Here is an 18,891-nt window from a genome sequence, read left to right as displayed (position 1 = left end):
AGTTTAAAAATACTTAACAGGATTGGTGTTTGTCCTTGATAAAACGATTGCAAAATTAGTAATTTTTTTTGTAAGATATGCAACTAAAAGGTTTTTTGTGAATTGTTCACTTTCATAATGACCAATATCTGCCAAAACGATTTGGTTTTCAGCTGTAAAAAAGTCGTGGTACTTTAAATCTGCAGTTACAAAAACATCAGCTTTTGCAGCTTTTGCAGCTTCAATAGCAAAACTGCCTGAACCTCCTAAAACAGCTACTTTTTTGATGCTTTTTCCAAGTAAATTGGAATGCCTTATTGCTTCGGTATTCATGTTCGTTTTAAGGAATTTTAGAAAGTCAGATTCAGACATTTTGTTTTCTAACTCTCCAATCATTCCCATACCAATATTTTGGTTTTTATTTTCCAAAGTTGTTATCTCATAAGCGACTTCTTCATAAGAATGTGTTTTAAATAGTGCTTTTAATATATGAGACTCTAAATGTTTTGGAAAGGTTACCGAAATTTGAGTTTCTGCTTCTTGGTGAGTTTCTCCTTTAATACCTATTACTGGGTTGGAGTTTTCGTTTCCTCTAAAAGTGCCTTGACCTTCTAAGTTAAAGCTACAATGGTCGTAATTTCCAATGCTTCCTGCTCCAGCTTCAAATAATGCATTTCTAAGCGTTTCTGCTTCGTTTTTTGGAACAAATGTGATTAGTTTTTTTATGGTTTGTGCTTGTGGTATTAAAATGTTTCGGTTTTTTAGACCCAATTTTTCACAAATCATATTATTGACTCCTAAAACAGAATTGTCTAATGCGGTATGCATGGCATAAATGGCAATATCGTTTTTTAGGGCTTTCATAACAACTCGTTCCACATAGGATTTTCCCGTTAGTTTTTTTAGGCCTTTAAAAATAATTGGATGAAAACTAACAATTAGGTTGCACTTGCTATCAATAGCCTCATCTACTACTGTTTCTAATGTGTCTAGGGTCACCAAAACACCTGTTAATTTACTGTTTTTATCTCCTACAAGTAAACCAACATTGTCGAAATCTTCGGCATAAGCTAAAGGTGAAAGTGCCTCGATATGATTTATGACATCTTGAACAATCATAATTTTATGTTATTAAGTTTCAAACAAAGATAAAATTTTTAAATTCGCTTCAATGAAATTCTTACGATACATCTTGTTTCCTATTGTTCCAATATACTATTTAGTTACTTGGACTAGAAATAAACTATACGATTTAGGCTGGAAGAAAAGCAAGTCTTATCCAATTCCTGTTATTTGCGTAGGTAATTTAAGTGTTGGGGGTACCGGGAAATCACCCATGATTGAATATTTAATTCGTTTATTAAAAACCAACTACAATTTAGCGACATTAAGTAGAGGTTACAAACGTGAAACGAATGGCTTTAAACTGGCAGATGTTAACGACTCTGCAAGAAGTTTAGGTGATGAACCATTTCAGTTTTATAATAAATTTGGTGAAGATATTTTAGTGGCTGTTGATGCAAATAGACAAAATGGAATTGAAAGTTTACAAAGTTTAAATAATAAACCAGAAGTTATTTTGTTGGATGATGCCTTTCAACATAGAAAAGTAAGGGCTGGTTTTAATATACTTTTAACGGCTTACGGTGACTTGTACTGCAGTGATATTGTTCTTCCAACCGGGAATCTAAGAGAGCCTGTTAGTGGTGCTAAACGCGCTCAAATAATTGTCGTAACAAAATGCCCTATAAATTTAAGTAGAGAAGAAAAGGAAGAGATTAAAACAAAATTGAGGCCTGACGAAAATCAATTGGTATTTTTTAGTTCTATTATCTATTCTAATGAGGTTTTTTCGGCCACTAAGCATATAAAATTAACTGAATTAAATAATTTTACTTTGGTTACTGGAATTGCAAACCCTAGTTCGTTGGTGGAATATTTAAAGGTGAATAAACTTGAGTTTAAACATTTAAATTTTAATGATCATCATAGCTTTTCAGAGAAGGAAATTGACGATTTGTCAAAGTTAGACTGTATACTGACTACTGAAAAAGATTATATGCGTTTAAAGGATGAAGTTCTGCTAAAAGATAAATTGTTTTATATTCCTATTGAGGTTCAAGTTGATGATTCAGCAATCTTTAATAGTGAAATTTTAAACTTTGTTAATTCTTAGGCCGTTCCTGAATCTTGTTGAATTAAGGCGTTATAAAGTTTCTTTTCGAAATCCTCCTGTTTGAATGGTTTTGAAATAATATCGTCGAAACCAGCATCTTCAAACTCTTGCATTTTGTCTTCTAAAGTTACTGCCGTAAGGGCAAAAATTGTAATATCTTTATTAAAAGTACGTATAATTCTAGTGGCTTCAAGACCACTAATTCCCGGCATATGAATGTCCATTAGTATTACATGAAATTGTTTTTGTTTAACAATCTCTACTGCATCTTCACCATTGTCTACAACCTCGCTATTTAGTCTCATTTTAGTAAGGATTTTTTTGGTAATCATCTGATTGATTTTATTATCCTCAACTATTAAAATGTTAATGTCTTTCAGATCAATTTCATTTATATCTTTAAAGTATTTTATTTCTTCAATTTTTTCTACGTTTTCAGCGTATTTCATTGGTAATTCAATAATGAATTTAGAGCCTTTTCCAAGTTCGCTTTCTAAAAATATGGTTCCTTTTAGAATATGAATCAACCCTTTAACGATAGATAAACCTAATCCTGTTCCACCGTATTTTCTGTTAATTTGGATAGAGCCTTGAGAGAAGCTTTCGAAAAGTTGGTTCTGCTTTTCTTGGCTAATTCCAATTCCATTATCTTCTATTTCAAATTTCACTTGGTAGATATCGTTTGTTTTTCCTGCTAGACTTGTTCGTACCCAGATATCTCCATCTTTTGTGAATTTAATTGCATTTCCTATTAAATTGATTAAGATTTGAGAGATTTTGATTTGGTCTGCCATAAAGTTTGATGGAAGATTGGAATCATATTTAAAATGTATTTTAACATTATTATCTGCTGCCGAATTGTTGAGTGCCGCAATAATATTGGTTATTTTCTTTTTTAAACTAAAAGCTTCTGGATCTATATCGACTTTGTTGGCTTCAATTTTGTTGATTTGTAGGATGTCATTTATGAAGGTTAGTAAGTAATCTCCAGAGAATTTAAGCGATTTTAAATGTTGAACTTGATCTGGTTTTGGATCTTCTTCTAATAGCATGTTGGTTAATCCTGTTACAGCATACAGTGGTGTTCTTAATTCGTGCGTAACTGTAGATAGGAAGTTTGCTTTGGTCTTGGAGGCAAGTTCGGCTCTTTCTTTGGCAACAATTAACTCTGCATTTTTTTTGTGCAGCATGTTATTTGTTTTTAACCTAATATTATTGTTTTTGTAAAGTGACAGTGTTAACAATGATAGGATGGTAATTAAGGCAATACTTAAAATGGTGGTTAGCTTATTTAAATTGTTAGTCGCTTTTTGATGTTCTAAATCGGCTAATTGCTTTTTTTGATATTCTGTTTGATTATCTATTAGTAGCTGAAGTCTTTTCTCCTGAGATAAATTACTACGCTTCATGGTTAATAGCGAATCCTTTAAAGCAATATGTTTTTTTAAATAGTTATTGGCTAATTCGTAGTTGCCAATTTCCTCATTTAATTTGCTTAAACTTAAATACCCTTCGTTTAATACGTTTTTAAAACTATTTGCTTTGGCAATATTTAATCCGGAATTTGCTTGTTCTAGTGCGTCTTCTTTTTCACCTAAGTAAAAAAGAGCTGTCCCTAAGTTGATTTTTGCACTGCTTAGGATTTTATCTAAATCGTATCTTTTAGCTATTGATATAGATTGTAATAAGTGCAATTTTGCCTTCTTATAGTCTTTTAAGGCCAAGTAAGTAGTTCCTTCTTGTAAAAGAACTTCGGCTTCAAAATCAACTAAACCTTCTTGATTGAAGAGTGCTTTGGAAGATTTGTAATAATCTAGAGCTTGTTCGTATTGTTTTTTAGTTATGTAAACATTGCCTAAAACTTTATAAGTTTCAGCAAGGTTAATATCATCTTTCGAAAAACGTTGAACTTCGTTGGCTTTAATTAAAGATTTTATAGCATCATCAGGCTCTTCAATTATATATTGAAGTTTTCCTATTTTGGAATAGATAATACCAATACTTTTCTTGTTATCAATTTTAGTAGCAAGTTCTAAAGCCTCATTGTATTTTTCTAGCGCTTCGTAATAAGCATTTTTTTCAATGTCCTTTTGAGCTTGAATAATACGGTAATCTATTGTATTTTGGATAGTTTCAGGGTCTTCTTCAATTAAAGTTTGGGATGAAGCGCTAAAGCTCATCAACAGTAAAATAACAGCTATGTAATTGATGAATCGGGACATTTTTTAAGTAAACTAGTAGTAACAAATATAAATATTTATTCGACAAAAGTTACTTAAAGGTCGACATATCACTAATTAAATCAATGATTCTGCTAGAATATCCAGTTTCATTATCATACCAACCAATTATTTTTACCATATTTCCAATAACAGAAGTCATTTGCGAGTCGAAAATGCAGGAATGTGTATTTCCTACAATGTCAATAGAAACTATTGGGTCTTCGGTGTATTCTAAAATGCCTTTGTAGCTGTTTTCTGAAGCGGTTTTAAACGCTTTGTTAATATCATCAATAGAAACAGTTTTTTCAACATTAAAAGTAATGTCTGTTAAAGATCCATTCGGAACAGGAACTCTAATGCCACAACCTCCAATTACTTCTGAAAGTTCTGGAAATATTTTTGTTAGTGCTTTTGCAGCTCCTGTAGTTGTTGGTACAATTGATTGACCTGCTGCCCTAGCTCGACGTAAATCTTTATGGGGTTGATCGTGTAAACTTTGATCTGTGGTGTAAGAATGAATCGTTGTAATGTACGCTTGTTTTACCCCACAAAGTTTATTGATAATATCAATCATTGGAGCAGCATTGTTCGTCGTACAAGATGCATTGGATACAATGTTTTCGTCTCCGTTAAGTATGTGGTTGTTAACTCCTAAAACAAGTGTTTTAATGTCGTCTTCTAACGGAGGAACACTTAAAATAACCTTTTTAGCTCCATTTTTAATGTGAAATTCTAGCTCTTCACGAGTTTTAAATTTCCCACTAGCTTCAATAACTATGTCTATATTATAAGGATTCCAATTAATGTCCTTTGGGTGGTTTTCATGTAAAAATGGGATTTTTCTATCATTTACAATTACATTTTCTTCATCGAAAGTAACATGATCTTTAAGAATACCGTGAATGCTGTCGTATTTTAGTAGGTGACTAAGAGTTCTAGTATCAGCAAGATCGTTAATAGCTACAACTTGAATATTTTTGTTGTCTTGCAATAATCTAAAAACACGTCTTCCTATACGTCCAAAACCATTTATAGCTACATGAATCATTAATTTATGTGTTTTTGAGCTTTGTATGATGAGCGAACTAAGGCGCTACTTTCCACATGTCTGAAGCCTAAATCTAATCCAATTTGTTTGTATTCTTCAAATTGGTCTGGTAAAATAAATTGTTTTACTGGTAAATGTTTTTTGCTTGGTTGCAAGTATTGACCAATTGTTACTACATCCACTTCATTTTCTTTCAGGTCGTGTAAAGTTTCTATAACTTCCTCTCTCGTCTCTCCAAGTCCAAGCATGATTCCGGATTTAGTTCGGCGTTGTCCTTGTTGTTTTAAGTATTTTAAAACACCAAGGCTTCTGTCGTATTTCGCTTGAATTCTAACTTCTCGTGTAAGGCGTCTTACGGTTTCAATATTATGTGAAACCACTTCAGGAGCTACTTCTATAATTCTATCGATATGTTGTTCTATTCCTTGAAAATCCGGAATTAAGGTTTCTAAGGTTGTTTCTGGATTCATTCTACGAACAGCTTTTACTGTTTCTGCCCACATAATGCTTCCCATATCCTTTAAATCGTCTCTATCAACACTTGTTAAAACAGCATGTTTAATTTTCATGAGTTTTATGGAACGAGCCACTTTTTCAGGTTCATCCCAATCTAAGGTTTCAGGACGGCCAGTTTGTACTCCACAAAACCCACAAGAACGGGTGCAGATATTACCTAAAATCATAAAAGTTGCAGTTCCTTCACCCCAACATTCTCCCATATTAGGGCAACTACCAGAGGTACAAATGGTATTAAGTTTGTATTTATCTACAAGACCTCTTAATTCTGTATATTTTTTACCTGTTGGTAGTTTTACCCTTAACCACTTAGGCTTGGCCTCTCTTGTAGGTAAGGTATTTGAAGCTGTTTTGCTGTCCATTTACAAAGTGTTTTTCAATGACAAAGATACAAAAGTAAGGAAGAACAACTACTGAAGCCTGATAAAATTGGTGGTAGAAAAGTCTTTATATTAAAACAGAATTTATTGGGATTTGGTTTTAATTATTGCAGCAAGTAGTTTTTTAGCTCTCAACAATTTTACTTTTACATTGTTTATTGGTTCATTTAGCTCTTCGGAAATATCTTTGTAGCTTAATTCTTGGAAGTATCTTAAATTTATTACTTCTTGGTAATGAGGCTTTAGTTTTTTTATGTCGCGAAGTAACTTGGCTAAATTCTGTTCCGTAATTAATTTGTCTTCAACGGAAGGGGTTTCATCTAAAATATCATAAAACGAGTTTTCATTGTCGTTAGAAATGCTATTAGAAGGTTGTCGTTTATCTTTTCTAACTAAATCAATATGAATGTTTTTTGAGATAGTAATTAGCCAAGTTTTAAAAGCATAGCTTTCGTTAAACGTAGCTATTTTGTCGAATGCTTTGGAAAAAGTTTGGATCGTTATGTCTTCCGCATCATTTTCATTTTCTACACGTTTAAGCTGGAAGCCATAAACATAATCCCAATAGGTATCCAGTAGGAAGTTAAATGATTTTTGATCGTTTTGTTTAGCTTTCTGTATCGCTTCTTTTATTTCCAATGTTTAGGTTTCGAGATCAAATTATTGATAAAAATACTTAATTGGAAAGCTATTAAAAAAAGTTCTAAAACTGGAGTGTAAATTAATAAATCTTTTTCGTTGAGTTTTCTTGAAGCTTTATGATAAACAATAAATTGAGCTATACTTCTTATTAAAAACAATCCAAGCACAACTTCCCATTTAAACAATGTAGATAGTAAAACAACGGTTAAAATCCAAAATAGAATATTAGTTAGGTAAAATAAAGCTAAATGTATTTTATGTTTTATTTTGTAATGGTTGGCCGTAGTTATATGTCTGCGTTTCTGTGTAATCCAGTCCTTGAATGTTTTTTTTGGTGTGGATTCAGTAAAGCTTTCCTCTGAAAAACAAATTTCAGTATTTTGAGAAGTGGCAACTTGATTAATGAATAGATCGTCATCTCCAGAGCGGATGTACATATGGCTCATAAATCCGTTAGTATTAAAAAACTCATCTTTAGTATAAGCTAGATTTCTTCCTACACCCATATATGGTATGCCAAGTTTGGCAAATGAAAAATATTGGATGGCTGTTAAAAAGGTTTCAAAGCGGATTAATTTATTTAAAAATGAGTTTTTAACTTTTGCATATGAGCCGTAACCTAATACTATAGATTTTCTTTCGCTAAAATGAGAGGCCATTTCGGAAATCCAATGTGGTGAAACTGGTTTGCAGTCGGCATCTGTAAAAAGTAAATGATTGTGTTTTGCCGCTTTAATACCTAGTGTTAGTGCGTATTTTTTATTGGCCCAGAACGCTTCGTTATTTGCAACATTAACAAGTTTGATATTGGTATGAAGCTCGGCAAACTCTTCCATTACTTCGAAGGTTTCGTCATAGGAAGCATCGTTAATCAATACTATTTGAAAATTTGGATAGTCTTGATTAATAATTGAAGGTAAGAAAACTTTTAAGTTTTCTGCTTCATTTTTAGCACAGATAATAACCGATACAGGTATAGCTGTGGCTGTGGAAGGTTTTTTGTTAGGTTTTAGAAAAGCGAATTTTCCGAAGAAAAATATAATGTATACAACTTGAATAATAACTACCACCAAGAAGGCGTAGAGTGCTACCTCTAAAATCATCATAATGTTGTATTATGAATGTGAGGTTTCGTTACAATCGCCGTATTGCTCAGGAGTTTTACCACAAAACCCACAAGATTCACCATTTTTATTAAGCGCAGGGTTTTGACTGGCACAAGTTCCAGCAAATTTTCCGTCTTTTTTCGCCCAAAGTTTTATAGCTATACCTGCAATGGCAAGACCTAATAAAATTAATGTTATAAAAAATAGTTTCATGAGTTTGTATTTTATTTAAGTTTAAGGCAGGTTTATTGAAGCCTCATACTATAATGCAAATTTACGAACTTTTAATGAGACATGATAAAAATAGAGCCTCACTTTTTTAAGGAAAAGTGAGGCTCTAAATTAAATAGTATATAGTACTTTTTAATTGTGTTTTTGAAGTGTTATTTCGGCAACGGCATTTTCTTTTGATCCAATTTGACTGCCTCCCTTTTCTTCTATGGTAATGCTTAAACCTAAAGCGTTTTCGGTGTAAGGAATTTGTTTTAATTGTCTATCAGTTTCACTTAAAATACCTAAACTAACCATTTTGTCTTGTACCTGTGCCCAAATTTGATATTGTTGGTCTTCTGGTAATTGAGGTAGCGATACTACGTCTATCATTGACGTTTTTTCTTTTGGGTTAATATAAGCTACTGTTTTAAGGTTTTTAGCTCGGTTGTTTCCGGTTATTATGTATTTCTCAGTTTCCGGATTGTTAAGCTGTTTAAACTGTTGCATGATGTCATTTAGCTTGTTGTTATTTAAGCTTATATCATTTCGTAAATCGTAGATTTCGTCAACAATTTTTTGGTTTTCTATTTTTAAACTTTGGTTTTGTGTAAAAAACAACAATGAACTTCCAGCAAAAATTAATGCTGCAAAACTAGCAGCGATACTCAAATGATGCCATTTTTTGTATTTTTTTACTGGCTTTATGTTAACAACTGGAGCTTCGTCTAACTCATTTAAAATATTACTTAAAATGTGTTTAGGGGCGTCAACAGCTTGACTTTTAGAAACAATTTCTAAGTTGTTTTGCAAGGTGTTGTAGGCATTCTGTACTTCTGGGTATTCAGAAAGATATGTTTCAACTTTTTCTGTTTCGGCAGAAGTAGTATCACCTAAAAGATACTTTTCTAATAGGTCAGAATTTAAAAATGTATTTATTTTATCATTCATGACTCGTTTTTATTCTGGATCGTAAATCTTTTTAAGTTCACGTAATCCTATTTTTAATCTTGATTTAATGGTTCCAAGTGGAATGTCTAATTCTTCACTTGCTTCTTGTTGTGTCATACCCTCAAAAAAGAGGGCATTTATTACTATTTGATATTTTTCATCTAAAGTTTTTAGATGGGTTTTAATGTCCATAACATCTTGGTTTAATCCCTCTGATGTTAACATATATACGTTGGAATCTTCAATTTGGATTTCCTTACCAGTTTTATTTGTTTGCGACCTTATTTTGTCTATAGCTGTATTGTAGGCTATACGATAAAGCCAAGTAAATAGTTTGGCTTTTTTGCTGTTATAAGACTTGGAGTTTTTCCAAACTTTAATGAAGGTTTCTTGTAGAGCATCTTGAGCAAGCTCCTCGTCGTTTAAAACTTTTAAAATGACACCAAACAAGGCATCCGCATAGTTTTCGTATAGCAAGGTGATGGCTTTTTTGTCTCCTTTTTGGAGTAGGCCAACTATTTCTATTTCGATAGGTGTGCTCAAGGTTGGTGAATTAATGTGTTTTTAATTAGTTGGGTGAAAACCAAAGTTAGAGTTTTTTAATTAAATAATGTTTACCTCGGCATCTATTGTAATGTCAAAAATCTGATGTACTGTTTTTTGGATTAATTGTGCCAATTGCAAAATTTCCTGTCCTTTGGCATTTCCGTAGTTTACTAAAACCAAGGCTTGCTCTTTATGAACGCCATAGTCGCCAAATTGTTTTCCTTTAAACCCAGCTTTTTCTATAAGCCACCCAGCCGGAACTTTTATTTCGGTATCAGATACGGTATAGCCAGGAATGTCTTCGAAATTTTCTTTTAATTTTAAGTAGTTTTCTTTTGAAATAACAGGGTTTTTAAAGAAACTACCGCTATTGCCTATTTTTTTTGGATCAGGAAGTTTACTTTGCCTGATTTTTATTACAGCCTGCGAAACATCTTGAATGGTTGGATGCTCAATTCCCATTTCAGTTAATTGATTAGCTATCGACCCATAGGATGTATGGAGTGTGTGGTTTTTTTTCGAAAGTTTAAAGGTGACATTGCAAATAATGTTTTTTCCTTTTTCTTCCTTAAAAACAGAGTTTCGGTAACCAAAATTACACTCTGTTTTGGTGTAGGTTTTCAAGGTTCTTGAAGCTATATCCAAAGCTTGGCAAGAAACAAAAGAGTCCTTTAATTCTACGCCATAAGCTCCAATATTTTGAATGGGTGCAGAGCCAACATTTCCAGGGATTAAGGAAAGGTTTTCAAGTCCGCCAAAGTTATTGTTTAAACACCAAAGTACAAATTCGTGCCAGTTTTCGCCAGCATTGGCCTGTACAATAGCAAACTCATCATCTTCAGAAATAATAGAGATGCCCTTGATGTTAAGATGTAATACAAGAGCATCTATATTTTTTGTTAGTAGCATATTGCTACCACCACCTAACACAAAAATACTGGGATATTCTTTTAGGTTTAAAGCTTGTTTTAGCTCGTCTACACTATTTATACCAATATAATGTTTGGCCAATGCATCAATGCCAAAGGTGTTGTATGGTTTTAAGGATATGTTATGTTTAATTTGCACTAATCTTTATAAACTTTAAGAGCTTCTTTTAAAATGCTAACCGCTTTTTTAAGACTATCCTGATTTAATACATAGGCAATTCTAATTTGGTTTACACCAACTCCTGGAGTTGAATAAAAACCAGCCGCTGGAGCAACCATTACCGTTTCACCATTTACATCAAAACTTTCTAGAAGCCATTGTGCAAATGCATCTGAGTTTTTTACAGGAAGTTCAACTATACAATAAAAGGCTCCTTTTGGTTTAGCAACTTTTACGCCTTCTATTTTTTCTAATTCAGAAATTAAGGTGTTTCTACGGGCTACATATTCTTCAATAACATCATCAAAATAACTTTGTGGTGTTTGTAAAGCAGCTTCACTAGCAATTTGAGCTAAGGTTGGAGGGCTTAATCTTGCTTGAGCAAATTTTAAAGCTGTAGAAATAACTTCTTTGTTTTTTGAAACCAAACAACCTATTCTTGCGCCACACATGCTGTAACGTTTAGATACAGAATCTATCATGATAGAGTGTTCTTCTAAACCTTCTTCTTGCATGATAGAGTAGTGCTTTTCTCCATCGTACACAAACTCTCTATAAACTTCATCTGAGATTAAAAAGAGGTCGTGTTTCTTTACTATGGTAGCTAGTTTTTTAATTTCCTCCTTAGAATATAAGTATCCTGTTGGGTTTCCAGGATTACAAATTAAAATAGCTTTGGTTTTTGGGGTGATTAATTTTTCAAATTCCTCTATTGGAGGTAATGCGAAATTGTCTTCAATTTTAGAGATTACCGGAACAATGTTCACGCCAGAAGCTGTGGAGAAACCGTTGTAATTTGCGTAAAAAGGCTCAGGAATAATAACTTCGTCGTCTGTATCCATAACACTTCCAAAAGCAAACAATAAGGCTTCACTTCCTCCAGTAGTTACAATTATATCGCTTTTATCAACTTGAATTTCATGTTGCGTATAATAATTGGCAATTTTTCTTCTGTATTCATCAGAACCTTCAGATCTGGTGTAGGCTAAAATATCTAAAGAATGCACTTTTACTGCATCTAAGGCAATTTCAGGTGTTTTAATGTCTGGTTGTCCAATATTTAAATGATAAACAGTTTTTCCTTGTTTATAAGCCATTTCAGCATAAGGTACTAGCTTTCTAATTGGCGATTGTGGCATGTGCTGCCCTTTTTTGGATATACTTGGCATGATACGATTTTATTAAAGGAGCAAAGGTCTAAAAATTATCTGAAAGGTTTGAAAATTTGTCTTAAAGTTTTAGGAAATAAATCTTAGAAATTTAAATTAATAATAAAAGAATTTGTAAATTCCGTAATAAGTGAATTTATATGCTCTGGTTCATCTATGCAGTAGTCATATTTGAGTTTGTAGAATTCGTTCTTTCATGCTTTTCTAATACTCGAATAAATGAAACAGTTAATTTTCTTTTTGTTTTTTGCATGCTGTCTTCACATTGTTGGTTTTTCACAAGGAAACTTTGTTATTCAGAATAAAAAAGAAACTGACAAAATAAGATTTAAACTTATAAATAACCTAATCATTATTCCAGTAGAAATTAATGGTGTAGAGTTGTCTTTTATTTTGGATTCAGGTGTAAATAAGACCATTATTTTTAACTTCTTAAATATTACCGATTCGCTTCAAATTAAAAACACTAAAACTATTTTCTTAAGGGGTTTGGGTGAAGGTGAAGCTATTAAAGCCTTACAGTCTACAAATAACATATCAAAAATTGGTGATGCCGTTAATCTGAATCAAGAACTCTATGCTGTTTACAGTCCAAACCTCAATTTTGCACCAAGATTAGGATTCCCAATTCATGGTATTATTGGTTACGATTTATTAAAGGATTTTGTAGTGGAAATAAATTATGATTCCGAGTACATTCGACTTACAAATCCCATGGTTTACAATTATAAAACCTGTCGTTCGTGCGAAACTTTAGAGATGGAGTTTTATAAAAACAAACCTTATGTTTATTTAAATGTTGAAATAAAAGGTAAACAAATTCCAGTAAAATTACTTATCGATTCCGGAGGAAGTGACGCCCTGTGGCTTTTTGAAGATGATAGTTTGGGCATTGTAACTAACAAGGTTTTTTTTGAAGACTTTTTAGGTCATGGTTTAACGGGAAGTGTTTATGGAAAACGTTCTAAAATTGAAAAAGTTCTAGTAAATAAATTCCAATTAAATAATGTGAATGTATCTTTTCCCAATCAGGAATCTTTAGTTTATGTTAAACAGCATAAAGGTAGAAATGGAAGTATTGCAGGAGATTTTTTAAAACGGTTTAATCTAATTATCGATTATCCTAATAGCGCAGTTACGTTTAAAAAAAACAAACGATTTAAAGAGGCATTCAGCTATAACAAAAGCGGAATAGAATTGGAACAGAATGCTGTACGGTTGACTAAGGAAAAGGATTATGATTATAGGTCTGATGACGATTTTATGGAAAATAACTCTATCGTTTTATTAAAGACTAAATATAAGTTTAGTTTAAAGCCTGCTTATTCCATAGTAGAGCTTCGGGAAAATTCTCCCGCAGAAAAGGCAGGGTTAATGTTGGGAGATGTTATTTTGTATATCAACAATAAATCTACTGATAGGTTTACCCTACAACAAATTTCACATATGTTTTATGATGAGCATGGGCAGCGTATAAAATTAGAGGTGGAAAGGAATGGTGTGGAACTAACCTTCGTGTTTTACCTTGACGATGTGTTTCAAAAATAAAAAAAAACCTTGAGGATTCCTCAAGGTTTTATTAAGCTTTAATTTTATACTGTGTAGTTATTTTTCCATAACACTTGTACTCTTTTTCTCAAGAACATTTGTTTTGCTAGAATCTATAACATCACCTTTAATTTTTAAGGCTACAGTTGGTGTGTCTGCATTAGATATTACTGTAATAGTTTTTCTAATTGGCATTACACGGTTTGTATCGTATTTTACCTGAATTTCACCAGATTCTCCAGGTTGAATAGGTCCTTCCGGTTTTTTCGGAACGGTACAGCCACAACTAGAGTTAACTTTAGAAATAATTAGAGGGGCATTACCAGTATTTGTAAATTCAAATACACGAACACCATCGGCTCCTTTTTCTATTGTACCATAGTCAATAACATCTGTTTTGAATTCAATTTTCGCCGTTTTTTCTTGAGCGGAAACAGATAAACTTAACATGCTGATAAATAATACTGTAAATAAATGTTTCATAATTTTATGATTTTATAAGATGGTAAACTTAGTTACTTTTTAATTATTTCGCAAAAAATTAGATGTATAACACACTTCTTAAAATGTTAAACTTATTTAAATAGACATTATACATGCATATAATTTTACCAAAAAAATAAATATAAGTACTTTTGTCTATTACATTTCAAAAACTATTCCAAAGTATGCAAATTCCATCAAAATATGATGCCAGTCAAGTAGAAAGTAAATGGTACAACTACTGGATGAAACATAATTATTTTCATTCTACACCAGATGAAAGAGAACCATATACCATTGTAATTCCACCGCCAAACGTAACGGGAGTCTTGCACATGGGGCATATGCTAAACAATACTATTCAAGATGTATTAATACGTCGTGCCCGATTAATGGGTAAAAACGCTTGTTGGGTTCCTGGTACAGATCACGCATCCATTGCTACGGAAGCTAAAGTGGTTGCTAAATTAAAAGAGCAAGGAATAGATAAAAACGACCTTACACGTGATGAGTTTTTGGCTCATGCTTGGGATTGGACACATGAATATGGTGGTGTTATCTTGGAGCAGCTTAAAAAACTTGGTTGTTCTTGCGATTGGGATAGAACCAAATTCACCATGGATGAGGATATGAGTGAAGCTGTTATTAAAGTTTTTGTTGACTTGCATAACAAAGGTTTAATTTATCGTGGTTACCGAATGGTAAATTGGGATCCAGAAGCTAAAACCACCCTTTCCGATGAGGAGGTAGTTTACGAAGAACGTCAAGGAAACCTATATTATTTACAGTACAATATAGAAGGAAGCGACGAAAAAGTTACTATTGCTACAACACGTCCGGAAACTATTTTAGGTGATACAGCTATTTGTATTAATCCAAACGACGAGCGTTTTTCACATTTAAAAGGAAAAAAAGCCATAGTTCCATTGTGTAACCGAGTTATTCCAATTATTGAAGATGAGTATGTGGATGTTGAATTTGGTACAGGTTGTTTAAAAGTTACTCCAGCTCATGATGAAAATGATAAGAATTTAGGAGATAAACACAATTTAGAGGTTATCGATATTTTTAATGACGATGCTACTTTAAATAGTTTTGGATTGCACTATGAAGGAAAGGATCGATTTGTTGTAAGAAAAGAAATCTCAAAAGAATTAGAAGAAAAAGGCTTTTTGGTGAAAACCGAAACGCATGTTAATAAAGTAGGTACTTCAGAACGTACCAAAGCCGTTATCGAACCAAGATTAAGTGACCAATGGTTCTTGAAAATGGAAGACTTGGTTAAGCCTGCTATCGAAGCTGTTTTAGGTGAAGATGCAGAAATTAAATTGTTTCCAAAAAAATTCGAGAATACCTACAGACATTGGATGGAAAATATCCGCGATTGGAATATTTCAAGACAATTACTTTGGGGACAACAAATTCCAGCTTACTATTTTGGCGACGGAAAAGAAGATTTTGTAGTTGCAGAAACTATCGAAGAAGCGCTTAAGCTTGCCAAAGAAAAATCTAATAACCAGCAATTAAAGGTTACCGACCTACGTCAGGAAACCGACGCTTTAGACACTTGGTTTTCTTCTTGGTTATGGCCAATGAGTGTGTTTGATGGAATTAGAAATCCAGAAAACGAGGACATTAAATATTACTATCCAACTAACGATCTTGTTACAGGTCCAGATATTTTATTCTTTTGGGTAGCGCGTATGATTATTGCTGGTTATGAGTACAAGGACGAACGACCATTTAACAATGTGTACCTAACAGGATTGGTTCGTGATAAGCAACGTCGTAAAATGAGTAAATCTCTTGGGAATTCTCCGGATGCTTTAAAATTAATTGACGATTATGGAGCAGATGGTGTTCGAGTAGGTCTTTTATTAAGTTCAGCAGCTGGTAACGATTTAATGTTCGATGAAACTTTATGTCAACAAGGAAAAGGCTTTGCCAATAAAATTTGGAATGCTTACCGACTGGTTGAAGGATGGGAGGTTGATAATTCCATTCCACAACCTAAATCAAGTGAAATTGCTATAGAATGGTTTGAATCAAAATTCCAAAAAACATTAATAGAGCTTGAAGATCATTATGGCAAATACCGTTTGTCTGATGCTTTAATGGCGACTTATAAGCTAATTTGGGACGATTTTGCTTCGTGGTTATTAGAAATTGTAAAACCGGCCTATCAGCAACCAATTGACGCTAAAACATTAAAAAGCGTTGTTGCTATATTCGAGGATATTTTAAAAATATTACATCCGTTTATGCCATTTCTTACTGAAGAAATTTGGCAATATATTTCTGAGAGAACACCAGAAGAAGCATTAATAATTTCTAGATGGCCAGAAACCAAACCGGTTAATGAGTCCTTAATTTCAGAATTTGAGTTTGCTCAAGAGGTGGTTTCTGGAATTAGAACAATTAGAAAAGAAAAGAACATTGCTTTTAAAGACGCTATCGGTTTTTCAGTAATCAATAAAGAAAACACAACAAGCACTTTCGATGAGGTTATTGCTAAATTAGGAAATCTCGAAGGCGTGGAGTATACCACTGAAGCTGTAGAAGGCGCGTTAACCTTCAGAGTGAAATCCAACGAGTACTTTATACCAATTGTTGGAGCTATCGATATAGAAGCTGAAATAAAGAAGTTAACAAACGAGTTAAATTATACAGAAGGTTTCTTGAAATCCGTTCAAAAGAAATTAGCTAACGAACGTTTTGTAGCTGGTGCTCCAGAACAAGTTATTGCTAACGAACGTAACAAAGAGGCAGACGCCTTGGCGAAAATTGAAACTTTAAAAGCTAGTTTAGCATCTTTACAATAAACAAATCAACCTGCAAATCTTAAATAATTGGGATTTGCAGGTTTTTTATAATGAAAAAAAGAAATATATATTCTATAATTGCCATCCTCATTTTTTGTGGCGTTCTTTATGTGGAGTTTTATTTAGAAGAAAACGAACAGCAAGAGTTTGTAGCTTCAGGTAAAACAGTAAAAAGTGCTACCAACGAGTTTTTTTTGCCTACAAGTACTACAGGTCAAGTTATTCACCATGAAGGTTATTCTTTATCCTATAGCGAACCTCATGAACAAGCAGAATGGGTAGCCTACGAATTAAAAAAGGAACATCTTACCAATACCAATTATACAAGACCTTATTTTGAAGTTGATCCAGCAGTAAAAACTGGAGCTGCACATTGGAGAAATTATAAAAAGTCAGGTTTTGATAGAGGGCATTTATGTCCAGCAGGTGACAGAACTTATAGTCAGGAGGCATTTAATGAAACTTTTTTAACAAGTAATATCAGTCCTCAGGACCATGAATTTAATTCTGGAATTTGGAATACTTTAGAACAAAAAGTTAGGTATTGGGCAGACAAATATAATGGTGTTTTTGTTGTAACAGGAGGTGTGTTAGAAGATAACCTTGAAACTATTGGTGAAGAGCGAGTATCTGTGCCTAAACAATTTTATAAGGTTTTGATAGATACAAATTCTGGCAAGACAAAAATGATAGCCTTTTTAATGCCTCATGAAAACTCCAGGCTTCCTTTGTACAAGTTTGTAGTTCCTGTGGATTCTATAGAGAAACTTACTGGAATAGATTTCTTCCCTGAATTAGAAGATAGTTTGGAGGAAAGACTCGAGGCTTCAGCAGATTATAAGAACTGGAGTTTTAATTAGATAGGTTTTAAGTGCTTTAACTCCAAAAAGGCTCTATTTTTCTATAATTTTAACAATATTTTTACTATTAAAATTCTGTTGTCGTTGAAATATGCATTTCAGCTAAATCCAGGCTAAACCTGTTCTAAATCAGTCTTTTCATGTTATCTTTGCAGGCCGAAAAAAAAGGTCCAAATCAACATGATAAAATATTTACAATTCTTCGCTTTTACTATAATAAGCATTTTTATTAACCCATTGTTTTCTCAAGCCCAAGTTCCAAACGGACCTGGTGGGGTAGGGTCTACTAATGGGGCTTCAGATTTAGTGTTGTGGTTGGATGCTGATAGAGGCAATAATACCAATACTAAATGGACAGATCAATCAGGAAGAGGATTTGATTTTAGAGAAGGAAATGGGGCTGCTTTTCAAGCGAATTCAGTTAATGGATATAGTACTTATAATTTTGATGGGGAGACTAACTATTTTCAAAAACCTTTTGAACAAGAATTAAACCCTGATGAGTTTAGTGTCTTTACTGCTAGTAAAGTTAAAATTAATGATGATTACCAGGCAGTTATTTCTAGTCGTAATGAGTATTACGAATTTCCTAATTTTAATAAAAAAGGGTTTGTTTTATACTCTAGTATAAATAGTAATCATTGGTTATATTGGACAGGTTCAGGTAGTGATTGGCGTGTTTATAATGTGGTTTGGCATCATACAAATAGTAATATTTCTACATTAAATCAATGGTCTATTCAAAATATAAATTACAAACATAGTGGGAGAAATAACACTAGTCTTTTTGTTGATAGTGACTACAGCGTTAAAACAAGCCATCCAATGGTGGCAGTTACGAGTGATAAACCAGCCCCATTTAGAATCGGTGCAGGAGCAAATGAGGGAGCAGCTAGATATCATTTTAAAGGTGATATAGGAGAAGTTATTATGTATAAAAGTGCTATAAATGAAGCACAGAGAATTATTATAGATAACTACTTATCGGCAAAATATAATATTCCACTTGCAGAAAATAATTATTATACTCACGATGATGGTAATAAGGTTTTCGACCACCATGTAGCTGGAATTGGTAAAACTACTGGTAGTAATGTACATAATGATTCTAAAGGAACCGGAATTGTAAGAATGAAGAGTCCTT

Annotated in this window: 17 protein-coding genes; 5 read left to right on the top strand and 12 right to left on the bottom strand. The window is 32.9% G+C overall.

The features are described from left to right. Positions 1-3: 3 nt before the first annotated feature. The gene (locus VKY41_RS08690) at positions 4-1,098 is read right to left on the bottom strand and encodes a Nif3-like dinuclear metal center hexameric protein (protein ID WP_500814056.1); all 1,095 of its coding nucleotides are present in this window, start codon (positions 1,096-1,098) and stop codon (positions 4-6) included. 52 nt (positions 1,099-1,150) lie between these two features. On the opposite strand from VKY41_RS08690, the gene lpxK reads away from it, so the two are divergent. Next, a complete protein-coding gene (gene lpxK, locus VKY41_RS08685) occupies positions 1,151-2,155 on the top strand; it encodes a tetraacyldisaccharide 4'-kinase (RefSeq protein ID WP_500814055.1) in 1,005 nt (334 codons plus the stop codon). On the opposite strand, the gene VKY41_RS08680 is transcribed toward lpxK, so the two are convergent. From VKY41_RS08680 to VKY41_RS08635, 10 genes are all read right to left on the bottom strand, one after another. Then, on the bottom strand, positions 2,152-4,377 hold the full coding sequence (locus VKY41_RS08680) for an ATP-binding protein (RefSeq protein ID WP_500814054.1): 2,226 nt from the start codon (positions 4,375-4,377) through the stop codon (positions 2,152-2,154). The two genes, lpxK and VKY41_RS08680, sit on opposite strands and share 4 nt — an antisense overlap. Positions 4,378-4,426: 49 nt before the next feature. Continuing rightward, on the bottom strand, positions 4,427-5,425 hold the full coding sequence (gene gap / locus VKY41_RS08675; RefSeq protein WP_500814053.1) for a type I glyceraldehyde-3-phosphate dehydrogenase: 999 nt from the start codon (positions 5,423-5,425) through the stop codon (positions 4,427-4,429). Further along, a complete protein-coding gene (lipA, locus tag VKY41_RS08670) occupies positions 5,425-6,303 on the bottom strand; it encodes a lipoyl synthase (protein WP_500814052.1) in 879 nt (292 codons plus the stop codon). The genes gap and lipA overlap by 1 nt, the downstream gene beginning before the upstream one ends. A gap of 102 nt (positions 6,304-6,405) precedes the next feature. Beyond that, entirely contained in the window at positions 6,406-6,960 is a 555-nt protein-coding gene (locus tag VKY41_RS08665; protein WP_500814051.1) for an RNA polymerase sigma factor, read from the bottom strand. Next, the gene (locus VKY41_RS08660; protein WP_500814050.1) at positions 6,951-8,069 is read right to left on the bottom strand and encodes a glycosyltransferase; all 1,119 of its coding nucleotides are present in this window, start codon (positions 8,067-8,069) and stop codon (positions 6,951-6,953) included. Before VKY41_RS08660 ends, VKY41_RS08665 begins: the two co-directional genes overlap by 10 nt. A 9-nt stretch (positions 8,070-8,078) precedes the next feature. After that, positions 8,079-8,282 carry a membrane or secreted protein gene (locus VKY41_RS08655; protein WP_500814049.1) on the bottom strand — a complete coding sequence of 68 codons (204 nt, stop codon included), beginning with the start codon at positions 8,280-8,282 and terminating at the stop codon, positions 8,079-8,081. A gap of 150 nt (positions 8,283-8,432) precedes the next feature. Next, complete coding sequence (locus VKY41_RS08650; RefSeq protein WP_500814048.1) at positions 8,433-9,230, bottom strand: anti-sigma factor; 798 nt, start codon at positions 9,228-9,230, stop codon at positions 8,433-8,435. Positions 9,231-9,239: 9 nt separating this feature from the next. Next, complete coding sequence (locus VKY41_RS08645) at positions 9,240-9,773, bottom strand: RNA polymerase sigma factor (RefSeq protein ID WP_500814047.1); 534 nt, start codon at positions 9,771-9,773, stop codon at positions 9,240-9,242. A gap of 60 nt (positions 9,774-9,833) precedes the next feature. Beyond that, the gene (gene murB / locus VKY41_RS08640) at positions 9,834-10,844 is read right to left on the bottom strand and encodes a UDP-N-acetylmuramate dehydrogenase (RefSeq protein ID WP_500814046.1); all 1,011 of its coding nucleotides are present in this window, start codon (positions 10,842-10,844) and stop codon (positions 9,834-9,836) included. Then, complete coding sequence (locus tag VKY41_RS08635) at positions 10,844-12,034, bottom strand: pyridoxal phosphate-dependent aminotransferase (RefSeq protein WP_500814045.1); 1,191 nt, start codon at positions 12,032-12,034, stop codon at positions 10,844-10,846. The genes murB and VKY41_RS08635 overlap by 1 nt, the downstream gene beginning before the upstream one ends. A gap of 219 nt (positions 12,035-12,253) precedes the next feature. On the opposite strand from VKY41_RS08635, the gene VKY41_RS08630 reads away from it, so the two are divergent. Further along, a complete protein-coding gene (locus VKY41_RS08630; protein ID WP_500814044.1) occupies positions 12,254-13,582 on the top strand; it encodes an aspartyl protease family protein in 1,329 nt (442 codons plus the stop codon). Between the two features lie 57 nt (positions 13,583-13,639). Here VKY41_RS08630 and VKY41_RS08625 read toward each other — a convergent pair whose 3' ends face one another. After that, positions 13,640-14,065: a DUF1573 domain-containing protein gene (locus tag VKY41_RS08625; RefSeq protein WP_500814043.1), complete on the bottom strand. Its 426-nt coding sequence runs from the start codon at positions 14,063-14,065 to the stop codon at positions 13,640-13,642. 185 nt (positions 14,066-14,250) lie between these two features. Here VKY41_RS08625 and VKY41_RS08620 point away from each other — a divergent pair, with 185 nt between their 5' ends. The 3 genes from VKY41_RS08620 to VKY41_RS08610 form a co-directional block, all read left to right on the top strand. Continuing rightward, complete coding sequence (locus VKY41_RS08620) at positions 14,251-16,887, top strand: valine--tRNA ligase (protein ID WP_500814042.1); 2,637 nt, start codon at positions 14,251-14,253, stop codon at positions 16,885-16,887. Between the two features lie 50 nt (positions 16,888-16,937). Further along, positions 16,938-17,747, top strand: coding sequence for a DNA/RNA non-specific endonuclease (locus VKY41_RS08615; protein ID WP_500814041.1), 810 nt, complete (start codon positions 16,938-16,940; stop codon positions 17,745-17,747). Between the two features lie 180 nt (positions 17,748-17,927). Beyond that, a partial coding sequence (locus tag VKY41_RS08610) for a hypothetical protein (RefSeq protein WP_500814040.1) occupies positions 17,928-18,891 on the top strand: 964 nt, incomplete at its 3' end.

The organism is Xanthomarina sp., from assembly GCF_035306605.1.
Classification (GTDB): Bacteria; Bacteroidota; Bacteroidia; order Flavobacteriales; family Flavobacteriaceae; genus Xanthomarina.
Note: the sequence above shows the minus strand (reverse complement) of the source record. Positions and strands in the feature narration are given on the sequence as shown.